Consider the following 14,340-nt stretch of genomic DNA (forward strand, 5'->3'; position numbering starts at 1 on the left):
CTCCTTAAAATATCTTACATCTTAACTGTATCAAACAATGCGCTGTTCTTCAAAAGATATGCCTACCGCGGTGAGGAATTCGTTTCCTTATCCTCGATGATCTCGACCTTCTTAAAAATAAACACTTTGCTGAAAACATAGTTGGCGACCACAACAATGATTTGAGTGATTAGTTTAGCAATCAAATTGCCTGTATGGAGCAAATCGATCAAGAGATACATCGCAGCCATATCAAGTCCGAAAGAAACCACGCGGGCAAAAATAAATTTGCTAAATTCCCAAATCAGTTCCTTAAAACTTTCGGTTTTTGATTGAAAGACCCAGACTTTATTAGTCACAAAAGCAAAAAGGACCGAAAATACCCAAGAAATAGTATTTGAGATTGGCCAATTCAAGTCAAACACTTGATAAGATAGTGTAAACGATACGATATTTACGACTGTTGCTAATCCCCCAAAAAATAAATAAATAAAGACTTCCCAGAGTCTTTTTTCTATTAAATAGTCCTTAAACAGACGGTAGATTTTCATAATTACTCACTTTCTTGTTCTGTTCTTCTTAAAATAAGATAACGAAGCCGGAAATATTAGTCAATTCTTTCTTGATTTCTTTTTACTTTTTTACGGATCGCCTTGTTATTTCAACGTTACTTCGCTACAATGGCTCTTGTATAAAAAGATTGGAGCGATCACATGACATTTCGTCAATTAATCAAAGGATCTCTTTTTCGTTTCGAAGATCTGAAAAATGCTAAAAACACATCCTTTTGGAAGGTGATTGTTTATTTATTAGGTTTGAGTCTGATTTTAGCGATTCCTAGTGTCCATCAAGCACTGCAAGTAATGGATCAAATCAAAAACGACAGTCTGAAAATCGTCAAAAAGATTCCCGATTTTCAAATTGAAAATGGTGAGATCAAAACGACAGAGCCCGAAAAAGGCTTCATCTATCAAACGAATTCAATTATCTTGACCTTCGACCCTGAAAACAAACGGACGCAAGAAGATATTGAAAAGGATCTCGTTGGAAATTACTTTAGCATTGGACTATTAAAAAAACAGGCACTCGTTGTCTTGCCTGATTACGGCGGTGTTAGTTCCGCACTATTTGGCGACAATGTTTTGAAATTTTCTTATAGTCAAGAGCCGCTAAATAGTATGACTGGTGATAAGCTGAGAAGCGAATTGAAAGATTTGAAGATACCGATTTGGACACCACTGGTGATGTTGGTAGCAGGAATCTACCCTTCCTTCATCAATTTATTCGTGACCTTGGTCTTTGCTGGTTTTGCTGGTATGATCGTAGCAAAACTAAGACTACGGCAAGTAAAATTCTTTGATTGTTTTAAAACAATTATCTTTTGCGCCACGATTCCAACGATCTTAGCCGCGATCGTGCTGTTATTCCAACCTAGTTTTGATTCAAGTATCTTGATCACCTTTATTAGTTTATTTATCTTTTTCCGAGTCATCAACTATTTTCCCAAAATTGAATTACCGACCAATTAACTGCTTGCGATTTTGTAAGCAGTTTTTTTTCGGAATTTTTGATAAAATTAAATTGAGATTTCTAGTAAAAAGAAATGAGGGCTCCTTATGACAAAACCAATTATTTTTTTACAACGAACATTCCGTGAAGAATTTATCGACAAAATTCAGGCAATCGCACCGGCTTATCAAATCAAAACAGCAATCACTCCAGAAGAATTTTCAGCAGTAGAAATATCCGTCGGCTGGTCAAAAGAATTCAACGATCAACTGTCAGCAACAAATCAACTAAAATGGGTGCAGGCCATCTCAGCTGGGATCGATTCTCTGCCTTTAGCTGAATTTTCAGCAAAAAATATTTTATTATCCAACGGCAGCGGAATCCACGCATTGTCGATCAGTGAACACATCATTGGTGTCTTGCTAGGTTATTACCGTGGACTTCATCAAGCGGTGAAGAACCAAGAACAAAAGAAATGGGACCACGATGCCATTCACTATGACCAGCTTGCCGGAAAAAATTTATTGATTGTCGGAACGGGACATATCGGCCAACAACTTTCAAAATCGATCCGCAGTCTCGGTGTAAATGTTTATGGGATCAATACAACGGGACATCCAGCTGACGGGTTTGTTGAGACCTACTCGATCAAAAATTTAGCAAAAATTGTTCCTGGAATGGATATCGTGATTGGGATCTTGCCGGGAACGGATGAAACTTATCATATCTTCAACAGCGATATTTTTGAAAAAATGAAAAAAGAGGCCCTTTTTATCAACGTCGGCCGAGGCGATACCGTTCATACAAAAGAATTGCTGACTGCTCTGGAAGAAAAATATTTTGCCTTTGCCGCCTTAGATGTTTTTGAAGAAGAACCCTTACCTAAAGAAAGCCCGCTTTGGACATTGGACAACCTCTTGATCACCCCGCATATCTCCGGGATGACCGTCGATTTCCAAAATAAATTTATGCAGATTTTCTTAACCAATCTAAAAAATTATGTAGCAACGAATGAACTAGCAGTCAATCAAGTTGAGTTGCAACGCGGGTACTAAAAAAGTTGGAGTCTATTGCTCCAACTTTTTTTCTGTTTCCTTGACAATATAGACGGGTCGTTTTTTCGTTTCCAGAAAGATTTTTCCGATGTACTTCCCGATGATTCCAATACATAATAATTGTATCCCGCCGATAAATAAAATAATTGTCACTAATGATGGCCACCCAGCTGTTGGATCGCCAAAAAGCAATGCTCGCACAATGATAAATACCATTGCGATGACCGATGCCATACAAGAAAAAGCGCCGACAAAAGAAGCGATGTTCAGCGGAGCATCTGAAAAGTTAACGATTCCATCGATCGAATAATTGAACAATTTCCAGAAAGACCAAGAAGTTTCGCCAGCTGCACGTTCCCGATTTTCAAAAGAAATATATTCAGTCTCAAAGCCGACCCAGCTGAACAAGCCTTTAGAGAAACGATTGTGCTCTGTCAATTCCAAAATCGCATCGACCATTTGTCTCGTCATCAAACGATAGTCTCGGGCCCCATCGACCATTTCAGTATCACTGATCTGATTGATCAATTGATAGAATTTTTTTGCAAGAAAGCTTCGAATAGGCGGTTCGCCTGTGCGGTCCGCACGGCGTGTGCCAACACAATCGATCCCTTTCGTCTCGATCAGCTGAATCATTTGCGGTAATAACTCAGGCGGATCTTGTAAATCAACATCCATCACCGTCACAAGCTCCCCTGTTGCTGCTTGTAGCCCTGCATATAACGCCGCCTCTTTGCCAAAATTTCGTGAAAAAGAAATATATCGGACAAAATGATGAGTTCGAGCTAACTTGCGCAATACTTCCAGTGTTTGATCAGCTGAACCGTCATTGATAAAAACATATTCAAATTCATGGACGATATTCTTTTTTACTTTTTCCATCTCCGCAAAAAAAAGAGGAATGGCTTCCTCTTCATTAAAGCAAGGAACAATTACTGATAGCATTCAAGTCACTCCTAAGCTTGACTAAACTCATATTTCGGTTCATCTAGTTTTGCATCATAGTCCACGACTAGATCAAATCCTTTGAAAAACCATTCGTCTGCTTCTTCAACAAAAAACAGCAGATCATCTACCTTTTCTTCAATCAATGGGCTCTCTGGAAAATCTACTGCCATTCCAACTGAAAAGCCATCGTGGACCTGTGTCTTACCATAGACTTTGCCATAAAATTTAATGCCTTGGCCTTCCGCAAATTCAAGTTCTCGTTTGAACCATTCTTGGGCTTGGGGTGTTATTGTTAATTTCATTTAAAAACCACCTATCCATTCATTTTTTCATCCAAAAAATCGACATCTTCATCGCGGCCGATCACAACTAGATGATCATTTTTCTGCACGATTTCTTCTGCAGCCGGCGTAACGATAGGATCTTGTTTGTCGCGGCGGATCGCCACCACATTCAAACCAAAACGCTGACGAAAATCTAATTCATCCAACGTCTTCCCATAAAATTTTCGATTGGTCACATTGATTTCAGCCAGTGAAAATTCATCGGACAACTCTAAGTAATCTAAAATATTCTTAGAAATCAAATTATGAGCAATTCGTTGACCCATATCACGTTCTGGGTGGACTACCCGATCTGCACCGATTTTTTCTAATACTCGCGCATGGTATTCATTTTGCGCCTTAGCTAAAATATTTGGGACGCCCATTTCTTTGACCATCAGTGTTACTAAGATGCTGGCTTGGATGTCTTCGCCAATCGCCACGATTACATGATCAAAGTTGCGTATCCCTAACGAGCGCAGTGTCAGCTCATCTTGTGCATTAGCAACTGCTGCATGGGTTGCGATGTTCATATATTCATTCACTCGATCTTCATTGCTGTCAATTGCCAGAACTTCTTGTCCTGATTCGATCAATGTCCGGCAAATACTTCCGCCAAATCTTCCTAAACCAATAATGACAAAACTTTGTTTCATGGTATCTCCTTATTGTATTCATTTATTTTGCTCAGCTTCACCAAACTTCAGATCGTCATTTGATGCAACCTTTAGTTGAACTTTTACTTATTTAGTATAACAAAGAGCGGGTCAATAAAACAGAGATGGACTCTCTATTTTATCAACCCGTGTTTAAAGGCATAGATCGCAGCTTGTGTTCGATCTTCCACTTCTAATTTTGCTAAAATATTTGAAACGTGCGTCTTGACTGTTTTCAACGTGATGAACAGTTCATCAGCGATTTCTTGATTGCTCATGCCTTGGGCAATCAGCAACAGAATCTCTTGTTCGCGATTGGTCAGTTCTTCATGCAGAACATGACGGTTGCGATTGGATAACTGTTCCATCATCTTCGTCGTTACTTCCGGTTCCAGCACTCGTTCGCCCTCATAGGTTTTACGAATAGCATTGGCGATTTCATGTGCTGTCGATGTTTTCAGTAAATAACCCGATGCTCCAGCTTCGATTGCTGGATAAACTTTTTCATCATCAATAAAACTGGTCACGATCAAGATTTTTGCCTCGGGCCAATCTTTTAAAATTTTCTTAGTCGATTCGATCCCATCCATCACTTCCATTACTAAGTCCATCAAAATCACGTCTGGTAGAAGCTCCATAGCTTTCTCGTAGCCTTCCTCGCCATTTTCTGCTTCGCCTACGACTTCTACATCGGTTTGAATCGATAAATAAGAAGAAACGCCTAACCGAACCATTTCGTGATCATCAACTAATAGCACTCGTATCATCTTCTGCCTCCCAGTTCCTATCCATAAATTTTTTCCAGTAATGTTCTTTCTATGCGTAACATCAATTATCGGTCGGACTCGTCCCATTCACGACTGGAATTTTGATTTCAATACTCGTTCCTTGTCCTTTAAAGCTGATTATTTTAGTTGAACCACCGACGCCTGCGATCCGCTCACGAATATTTTGCAGACCATAACTTCCTGCGTGCTCATCTTTTGCTTCAAAACCGATGCCATCATCAATGACCCGCAGCAAAATATTCTGACCGACTATTTTTAAATACACTTCCAATTCATTCGCCTTGGCATGACGCAATGTGTTCGAAAGCAATTCTTGCACGACGCGAAACAACTGATCTTCGATACCAGCTGAAACCCGGATATCTTGCACGTCCCATTTCAACTTGATTTGGATTTTCGTCTGCAGCTCTTTTAATAATTGCTCAATCCCTTGCCGCAAACTTTTCCCTTCCAAACTGATTGGTCGCAGATGTAGCAATAATGCCCGCATTTCTGATTGTGCCGCATTGATAATATCAGCAACCATCGCCAGCTGCTTCTTATACGGCTCCAATTCTTCCGAATACTGCGACTGCTCATTTAACGCCGACATCATCATCATCGCCGCAAAAAGCTGCTGCGAAACAGAATCATGCAGCTCACGAGCTAAGCGATGCCGTTCTTCTTCTAAAATCTTTTCTTTTGTCGTTCCATCGACCATCTGCGGCTGACTGCTCAATTGCTGCAGTTCCCGCGACATACTGACCAATTTTTCTTTGATTCGTTTGATATCATGGTCGACTATCAACATCTCTTTATCTTGTGTGATCGCGACATCTAACGAAGGCTGATCATAATTTCCCGAAGCTAAGTTTTGCAGCTTCCTTTCGAGTTTTCCTAGTTGCCGTTTTTCTAAAAAGGTCAACAAGAAATAGATTACCGCGCTTACTGTCAATGAGATCACAATAATATGGACAAATAATGGCATATAAAAAATTCGTGCAATAAATAATTGTGCAAATAACTGCTGCTTGCCAATCGCATACATGTATAAAAACAGTGTAGTCAAAAATAAGAAAAAGGAGATCAGCCCAAAGTAAAGGGCGATCTGCAGTCGAGAATATTTCCCCATCATGCGCGGATCACCTCGACATCGCCGACTAACGTATTCGTCACGATTTTTAGTCTGCGCGGACTTTCATCATAATCCTCGCTGTATATTTTAATCGTTTCATTGCGCAGCACCTGCAACTCGTCATCAAAAATAACTTTGCCATACAACGTAGCGTGCTCAAAAAGAATCCCAATCCCATACGGCACCAAAATTCGTGTCCGGCCAAATCCTTTACGAACGATCACGACACTGTCGTCTTTTGGCAGTAACGTGTTGCCTAAATCAACGATCGTATCACCCGCTAAAATCGCAACATTGATATCATCCCATTCGAAGACTTGTGTCCCAATTCGATCATTACCAATCCAATTTTGTTTTTTCCGCTCGCCATTATGGCTAGTCGGATCCGTCGTTTCGACCATCACGATACTTTTTTTCGTCTTCATAGAACGGTTTGGCATTGAGATCCCCGCAATTTCAAAGCCTTTAAGACCAAGAAAGATCACCGCAAAAACCAACATCAGCCAAGTCGCTGGACTATTCACCAAACAGATGATCAAAATCACTGAACCTAAGATCAGCTGAAATTTCCGCTGTTGGTGGTTGCGTAATGCCCAATATATATTCAACGCTCCAAAGAGCAGCAAGATCAACATCGCAGGATTTGAAGACAATTGCCATAATAAGAATATCGCAAGCAAAGCTTCAATCACAATAAAAAAGCGCCATGGACTTTTCATTTTGTCTCTCCTCCAACTTTTTTATTTATACCCTATTCTACTTTTTTTATTTTCTAAATACTATCGGTCTAAAGTCGCAACCTTAACCAAAAGATTTCATTTTTGCTCAGTCTTAGAAAATAAAAAATTGTCTGAATCGCTTTCCAAAATTTTGCTAAAAGAAAAGAGACGACCAGCGCCTCTTTCAGTATTGCTAATTTTGTGTCACTTTAGTGATCTTAACTTCCATGTTCCCGCCTGGTGTTGAAATCGTAACGACATCGCCAACACTCTTACCGATCAACGCTTGTGCGATTGGCGAATCATTTGAGATTTTACCTGACATTGGATCAGCCTCTGCTTTTCCAACAATCGTATATTCTTCTTCTTCATCATCAGGTAATTCCATAAATGACACCGTTTTACCAATTGAAATCTCGTCAGCATCAACATTAACATTATCAATGATTTGCGCAAAACGAATCATGTTTTCTAAAGTATTGATTCGGCCTTCTACAAAAGCTTGTTCATCCTTAGCTGATTCATATTCGGAGTTTTCCGATAAATCGCCAAAACTGCGGGCGATTTTAATTCTTTCAATGATTTCTCCACGTTTTACTGTTTTTAGTTCTTCTAATTCCTGCTCTAGCTTCGCTTTTCCTTCTAGAGTCATCGGATATACTTTTTCTGCCATACTAATTCTCCTTCAATCAAATAAGATTACGAAAAGGTAATCCTTTATAGATTTAATCCACAAAAGATTACCACGTAATGCTTATAATGTAAATTGTTTATTTGTCATTGTTAACATATTTTTCAACCAGTTCCATATGCTCTTCATATGTCTTCGCATAATAAACTTTCCCAGTTGTAATATCTGCTACAAAGTAATAGTCTTCCGTTTCTGTCGGATCAAGCACCGCCAAAATAGCTTCTTGACTTGGATTATCAAACGGTCCAGGTCCATAACCAGAGTTTACATACAAGTTATACGGTGAATCCACTTCCGTATCTTTATAAGTCACAAGCTCTTTGTGTTCGCCTAACGCATAAAGAATCGAAATATCCGACTGCAACGGCATTTGAGCTTCAATCCGGTTAAAGAAGACTTGTGCGATCTTCTTACGGTCTGATTGAGTGACCCCTTCTTTTTCAACAAGTGAAGCTAACGTCATCACTTCTTGGACGTTTAGACCTTTTTCTTTGATTTGACTATAGTAAGGCGTCAAGATTTGATTAGTTGTATCGACCATTTGAGTAACCAAATCTTCCAAACTGCGATTCTTATGAACATTATACGTTGCTGGGAATAGATACCCTTCTAAACGGTAACGAACTTCTTCCGCATTGCCTGCATCTGTTAATAGATCTGGATACTGTGTCTTCAACTGATCAAAGAAATCTTCATCCTTCATTACTTTAATGAAGTCTTCTTTCTTGAAGTCTGTTTTCTTCGCTATCAAACTAGCGATCTGGTCTACATCATAACCTTCTGGGACCGTTAATTTTGAAGCATCATCCAATGGCTCGGCACTGCCGCCTTGTTGTAATTCTTTACTGATTTGATCCAAACTCATATTTGGTGAAAACTGATAATAACCAGCTTGAAAATTCGTTAAGTTTTTAAACTTTGTATAGAAATTGAAGACCATCCCATCACGAATGACCTCTCCATCTTCTAAAATATCACCGATTTGACGATTGGATGAACCGCTTGGTACTTCTACTTGTACTAATTTTTTATCATTTTTATCTAACGGTTTCAACCCGGCATTAACATAGTTATATCCTGAGATGGCTAAAATTCCAGCGACGATCAAAATACCGATCGTCAAGATATAAACAATTTTCCGGACGACTCGATCTTCTTTGCGACGTTCTGCTCGTTTCAAATTGCTCTCCTCACTTAAATCTTCTTCAAATTCTTCTTCCATATGACGAAGCTCATCAAATTTTTCACCTAGACGATGGAAAATCGATGGCTCTGTCTCAGCATTCATATCATTCTCGGGTTCTTTTTCTGCTTCGACTTCTTTTGCCGGCAAAGCCGTCTTTTCTGAATGTCGATTTTTGATCCGCTTCGCCGCTTCTTTTGAAGCTTCTATCTTTTGAACATTTTTGTTGCTAGCATTTCCTTCATCAATCCCTGTAGTTTCAGTTTCTTGTGGAATTGCTTTGTTAGCTGATGATTTAGGCTCACTACGAACTGTATCTTCTACGATAGGCGCTTTTTTCGGCGGTTCAATTATTTTTTCAGTTGATTTTGATTTTTTCTCAGAGTCAGTTGTGTCTTGCTTATTTTGTCTATTACCAAATAAACGCTCATAAGACGAAGCTAAGTCGTCATCGCTATCATTCTTTTTTTCTTTTGACGTTCCACTGTAAGCAGAAGTTTTTTTACCAGCTTCTACTTCACGACTTTTTTTGCCTTCTTCTAAAGCCCGCATGATCTGTTCTTTAAAAGATCCTTCTTCTGAGTGTTGATTTTGATCCTCAGACAAAAAACAACTCCTCCTTACTTCATGTCATAACTTAAACCATTATACATGAAATGAAAGAGGAGTGAAATGTAAACTTTATTTAGTTAAGGAAATTATATAGTTCTTACTTTGATTTGCTGTTACCAGACGATTACAAAACCCTGTTATTTACAATAATTTATGAAATACTTATCATTACACTCTTGCACTGAAATCTCCACCACTAACAGTCAAATTACGATTATAGAATGGATCATTTTCTACATACTTCATCCAATCATTCCGAAAATGTTCAGCTTCCGCTAAAAAACGAGCTTGCTTCTCTGGGGTATCTTCATAACCGCGAGATTTAGATTCGTAATGATATAGCTCTGCTGTCGCAATAAAAACATTATATTTACCTAATTTATCATAGCAACGAATACATAGATCGACATCATTATAAGCAACAACAAACGTCTCATCGAACCCACCTAACATTTCAAAATCATTTCGCTTAATCAAACAGCAAGCCGCCGTAACGGCTAAGTAATTAACATTAATTGCTAACCGTCCAAAATAGCCAAAATCACCTTTGGGATAGTTCAAATGAACATGCCCAGCAACGCCACCTAACCCGACCACTACACCAGAATGTTGAATTGTATTATTTGCATAATACAACTTTGCACCGACAACACCCGTATGTTCTAATTGCCCCACACTAACCATATCAGTCAGCCAATTTGGAGCAATAACCTGAGTATCATTATTTAAGAACAGTAGAAAATCACCTTTTGCTTCTTTACTGGCCATATTATTGATTCGAGAAAAATTAAATGGTCCCGGCAGTTCAACCACACGGAATTGAGCACCCAGCTGTTTGATATAGCTCTCATATAATTCTTCCATTTTTTTATCATCGCTGCCGTTGTCCGCAATGACAATTTCATAATACGGATATGTAGTCAAGTCTATAATAGAATCCACACAACGTTTCACATCATTATAGCCGTTTTTAGTTGGAATGATAATAGAAACAAAGAAAGATTTCTGAATATCGTAATGCACCTTATACAGACCATTAGCTGGACCTGCATCAACTTTTCCAAGTAAAGATCGTCTCTGCAACGCATCTTCTAAAGCACGTTTTCCTGCATCAAATGCATATTTTTTAGAATTTTGATTGATTGCAGTAGATGTCCTAAGCATACGCCAATGATATAATACTTTAGGAATGTGGTAAATTTGATTAGGCGAAATTTGTTCAACAAAGCGCAATAATAAATCATAATCCTGTGCTCCTTCATAGCCTTCTCTTAACCCGCCAATTGTTCTTAGCGTATTGCCATGAAAAACACTTAAATGTGAAATATAATTTGTTCCCATCAATAAATCCGGCGCCCAATCAGGTTTGAACGCAGGATCTGAACGCACTCCATTTTCATCTATTTTATCTTCATCGCTATAAATCAATCGAATATTCGGATTTTGTTTAATTGCTGTAACAACCTCAGCTAACGCGTTTGGAGCCAATAAATCATCATTGTCAACTAGAGCAATAAAATCTCCGGTTGCAATTGAAATCGCTGAATTAGTAGCAGCAGAAATATGACCATTTTTATTGCGATAAATCACCTTGATTCGCTCGTCAAGCTTTTCATACTCACTTAAAGTTTCAAATACATCAGCACGAGTAGAATTATCATCTGCTAAACATAATTCCCAATTCACATAACTCTGTTGGCAAATAGAATCAATACAGGCCGATAACCATTTCTTCTCAATATTGTATACAGGGATTACGATAGAAATTTTGATATCACTATCAATTGGCTGTAATCCTGTCAATTGCTCATTTTGTGAAATCCAAGTTGAATAAGTTTCATTTGATTTATTTTGTTCGATTTTTAAGCGGCGAAATGTGTTCAATAAGCCATTTCGCTTAATATAAGCTAGTCCGCGGCGGAGTCTGCTAAACAATACTTTTAAGCTGCTAGATTTTGGTTGTTCATCACTAGCGTACGATTTATTCAAATCAATTTCTTCTTTTACACTATGTTCCCCTTGATGAAAATCAAGAACAATTACACCACTTTTTTCCACCAATTCTATCTCAACTTTAAAGCCTACCGAAACATAAGGCGGCAAATTGAATGCCTTAATAACATCCCCTCTAGCCATTACACGAACCTGACTACTGTTTACTTTAACAGAAGGTTCTACTGCAATTTCAGGTAATCGTTGATGAATTGTGTCGATTGCCCAACCAGTAACGATTAACTGATTTGATTTCTTACGATAATATATATTGTCGATGTTTTTTAAAATTACGTCTCCCATAATTACCTCTTCACATCAATGTTTTTTAGGCTGAAATCTTGTGATTTAAGTGTTAAATTAGGATTGTAGTATGGATCTCCAGATACTAAAATACTCCCCCAACGATTTTCAAATATCTTGATTTCACCTTGGAATCTCTCAATCTTTTCTGGGGTATCTTCTGCACCACGAGATTTTGATTCATAATGATACAGCTCAGCAAAAGGATTATAAACGACTAAGTAGCCTTTAGAACGCAATTTCAAACAAAGATCAATATCATTAAATGCAACTTCTAACTCTTCAGTGAACCCATCGATTTCAATAAAAGCTTTTTTCGGTACCATCATGCATGCAGCCGTAACCGCACTATAATTTTGTGCTACCATACTTCGATTGAAGTAGCCCGTAAAATCTGCTGTCTGATTTACAAAAACATGTCCAGCGATTCCGCCCATTCCAATAACAACACCGGCATGTTGAATCGTATTGTCTGGATAATATAAGCGCGCTCCTACGGCCCCAACATCTGGTCGTATAGCATAGCTCACCAATTCTTTAATAGATTCGGGATTAATGATTTCAACATCATTGTTCAAGAAAAGCAGTAATTCCCCTGTTGAATATTGGACACCAAAATTATTGATTGATGAATAATTGAAATGCCCTTTATATTCAACAATCCTTACCTTATCGTTGGTATCTTTTAATGTATCATAATAATCAAACGTTTTCTGTTCTATACTATTATTTTCAATAATGATATATTCAAGATTTTTATACGTATTTACTTTTTCCAGAGAATCCAAACATTTTTTCAAATCCTTAATATGATCCTTATTAGGAATTAGAACGGATACCAATGGTTCGCTATCTAATGAATAAATCGTACGATAAGTTCCAAATTGCTTTCCAGCGATGACTCTTGCTTTTATTCCTATACGATTGTAGTGCGCCTCTATAGCTAAACGTCCAGCTTCCACAGCGTAATTTTTACTTTCTGGATTTACTGCGGTAGATTCTTCAGAAATACGCCAATGATACAGAACTTTACTGATGTGGTGAATATTTTTTGCCTTCTCTACACATCTAAAGATAAAGTCATAATCTTGCGCACCATCATAGGTTGAATCCAATGGCCCCACAGTCTCAGCTAATTCTTTTTTTACTACAAAAAAGTGAGTAATATAATTAAATGAACGCAGCAAGTCTAAATTAAAGTCAGGTTTAAAATGCGGTTCAACAAGACTGCCATCAATAGCAAGTTTATCTTCATCAGAATACAGAACATCAATTGTTGGATCTTCATTTATTGCTCTAACATTTTCGTATAACGCATTCGGACTTAATGTATCATCATGATCGGCAAATGCGATATACTCACCTGTAGCAATCGTGATTGCCACATTCGTGTTTTCAGAAATGTGCATTTGTCTTTTTGTATAAATCACTTTGATTCGATCGTCCGAAGCCGCTAGACGACCTAACGAATCTTCCATTGGAGAATCTGGACCAGACCCATCGGATAAGCACAATTCCCAATTAGCATAGGTTTGATTTTTGAAAGAATCTATTAATTCTACCAGAAAATTCTCTGGTGTTTTATACAATGGAACCACAATACTAATTTTAGGTCGCAACTTAAAGACATGCTCTTTCTGCATGGCTAGTTCCTTTTCCGTTACCTGATTTTTTTTCAACCAATCCTTGTATGATATCGGACCAAAAGTTTCCTTTTTAAGTGTGCGCATTACCTTACCTTGTACTCTATTCAAAGTCGCGCTTAACCCTTCGTCAGCTAAATAGCGTTGAAATTTATTATAATTACTTTTTAGTCTCTTTATTTGGTGTAACGTCTTGGAAACGAGAAATTCCTTAACCAATTCACCATTTATACTGTAAAAACGCAAATAGATTTTTACTTGTTTATCGAATGGGATCTCCATGGTAAAACCCGTTTCTTCTGGAAATGGATTATCAGGAAATAAACTAACTATGTCACGTCGTCTAGTCAGTTCAATATTTGCAGATAAATCTTTTTTCTGATCATCTTCCACAGTGATAGTCATTGCTGCGGCTGAAACTTTCCATCCTTCAACCTTAAGTACTTTTTTTTTATAGTCTACTTCTTGCTTGTCAATAAATACCAGTTGTGAGGTTCTTTGCGGTAAAAGAATCTCTGTTGAAAGTTCTGTTAAGACCTGTTCGTCATCTTCGTTTACCATAGAAAACACCAAGTCTTGCCCAACACTCAGTTCAGCAGGTAATTGGATCGTTAATCTCACAAACCTTCCTACAGTACTTTCATTAATATTATCTAAATATTCCACTTCAAATGGACACATTGTCTCCCCATAGCGTATTAACAATTTAGTATGATTGATTAGCCAAGCTTCCACAATGAAAATTGTATCGTCACACAAATTGAAGTGAGTATGTCTAATTGAAAAAAAATTGTTCACAATTGATTTCTCCTCATTTTAAAAAGC

13 protein-coding genes are annotated in these 14,340 nt (G+C 37.9%); 2 read left to right on the forward strand and 11 right to left on the reverse strand.

Going from position 1 to position 14,340, the window contains the following annotated elements:
* Positions 1-62: 62 nt before the first annotated feature.
* Entirely contained in the window at positions 63-530 is a 468-nt protein-coding gene (locus tag FFM63_RS05955) for a GtrA family protein (protein ID WP_137609407.1), read from the reverse strand.
* 162 nt (positions 531-692) lie between these two features.
* Between FFM63_RS05955 and FFM63_RS05960 the strand changes: the two genes are divergently transcribed.
* The gene (locus FFM63_RS05960; RefSeq protein WP_137609408.1) at positions 693-1,508 is read left to right on the forward strand and encodes a DUF1189 domain-containing protein; all 816 of its coding nucleotides are present in this window, start codon (positions 693-695) and stop codon (positions 1,506-1,508) included.
* Between the two features lie 87 nt (positions 1,509-1,595).
* Positions 1,596-2,543: a phosphoglycerate dehydrogenase gene (locus tag FFM63_RS05965; RefSeq protein WP_137609409.1), complete on the forward strand. Its 948-nt coding sequence runs from the start codon at positions 1,596-1,598 to the stop codon at positions 2,541-2,543.
* Positions 2,544-2,555: 12 nt separating this feature from the next.
* Here the strand turns inward: FFM63_RS05965 and FFM63_RS05970 are convergent, their stop codons facing one another.
* The 10 genes from FFM63_RS05970 to FFM63_RS06015 all read right to left on the reverse strand — a co-directional run bounded on the left by FFM63_RS05970 (position 2,556) and on the right by FFM63_RS06015 (position 14,313).
* Positions 2,556-3,488, reverse strand: a complete 933-nt coding sequence (locus FFM63_RS05970; protein WP_137609410.1) for a glycosyltransferase family 2 protein — start codon at positions 3,486-3,488, stop codon at positions 2,556-2,558.
* An 11-nt stretch (positions 3,489-3,499) separates the two neighbouring features.
* Positions 3,500-3,793, reverse strand: a complete 294-nt coding sequence (locus FFM63_RS05975) for a HesB/YadR/YfhF family protein (RefSeq protein ID WP_137609411.1) — start codon at positions 3,791-3,793, stop codon at positions 3,500-3,502.
* An 11-nt stretch (positions 3,794-3,804) separates the two neighbouring features.
* Positions 3,805-4,470, reverse strand: coding sequence for a potassium channel family protein (locus tag FFM63_RS05980; protein ID WP_137609412.1), 666 nt, complete (start codon positions 4,468-4,470; stop codon positions 3,805-3,807).
* A 134-nt stretch (positions 4,471-4,604) separates the two neighbouring features.
* Positions 4,605-5,237, reverse strand: a complete 633-nt coding sequence (locus FFM63_RS05985) for a response regulator transcription factor (RefSeq protein WP_137609413.1) — start codon at positions 5,235-5,237, stop codon at positions 4,605-4,607.
* Between the two features lie 61 nt (positions 5,238-5,298).
* Complete coding sequence (locus FFM63_RS05990; RefSeq protein WP_137609414.1) at positions 5,299-6,372, reverse strand: sensor histidine kinase; 1,074 nt, start codon at positions 6,370-6,372, stop codon at positions 5,299-5,301.
* Positions 6,369-7,091 (reverse strand): cell wall-active antibiotics response protein LiaF, encoded by a 723-nt coding sequence (gene liaF / locus FFM63_RS05995; RefSeq protein ID WP_137609415.1) that lies wholly within the window; start codon positions 7,089-7,091, stop codon positions 6,369-6,371. Before liaF ends, FFM63_RS05990 begins: the two co-directional genes overlap by 4 nt.
* A gap of 193 nt (positions 7,092-7,284) precedes the next feature.
* Positions 7,285-7,764 (reverse strand): transcription elongation factor GreA, encoded by a 480-nt coding sequence (gene greA, locus FFM63_RS06000; RefSeq protein WP_137609416.1) that lies wholly within the window; start codon positions 7,762-7,764, stop codon positions 7,285-7,287.
* Between the two features lie 97 nt (positions 7,765-7,861).
* Positions 7,862-9,070 (reverse strand): endolytic transglycosylase MltG, encoded by a 1,209-nt coding sequence (gene mltG / locus FFM63_RS06005; RefSeq protein WP_443093089.1) that lies wholly within the window; start codon positions 9,068-9,070, stop codon positions 7,862-7,864.
* 675 nt (positions 9,071-9,745) lie between these two features.
* A complete protein-coding gene (locus tag FFM63_RS06010) occupies positions 9,746-11,872 on the reverse strand; it encodes a glycosyltransferase family 2 protein (protein WP_137609418.1) in 2,127 nt (708 codons plus the stop codon).
* A 2-nt stretch (positions 11,873-11,874) separates the two neighbouring features.
* Positions 11,875-14,313, reverse strand: a complete 2,439-nt coding sequence (locus tag FFM63_RS06015) for a glycosyltransferase family 2 protein (RefSeq protein WP_212741169.1) — start codon at positions 14,311-14,313, stop codon at positions 11,875-11,877.
* Positions 14,314-14,340 lie beyond the last annotated feature (27 nt).

The organism is Enterococcus pingfangensis (genome assembly GCF_005405205.1).
Classification (GTDB): domain Bacteria; phylum Bacillota; class Bacilli; order Lactobacillales; family Enterococcaceae; genus Enterococcus_A; species Enterococcus_A pingfangensis.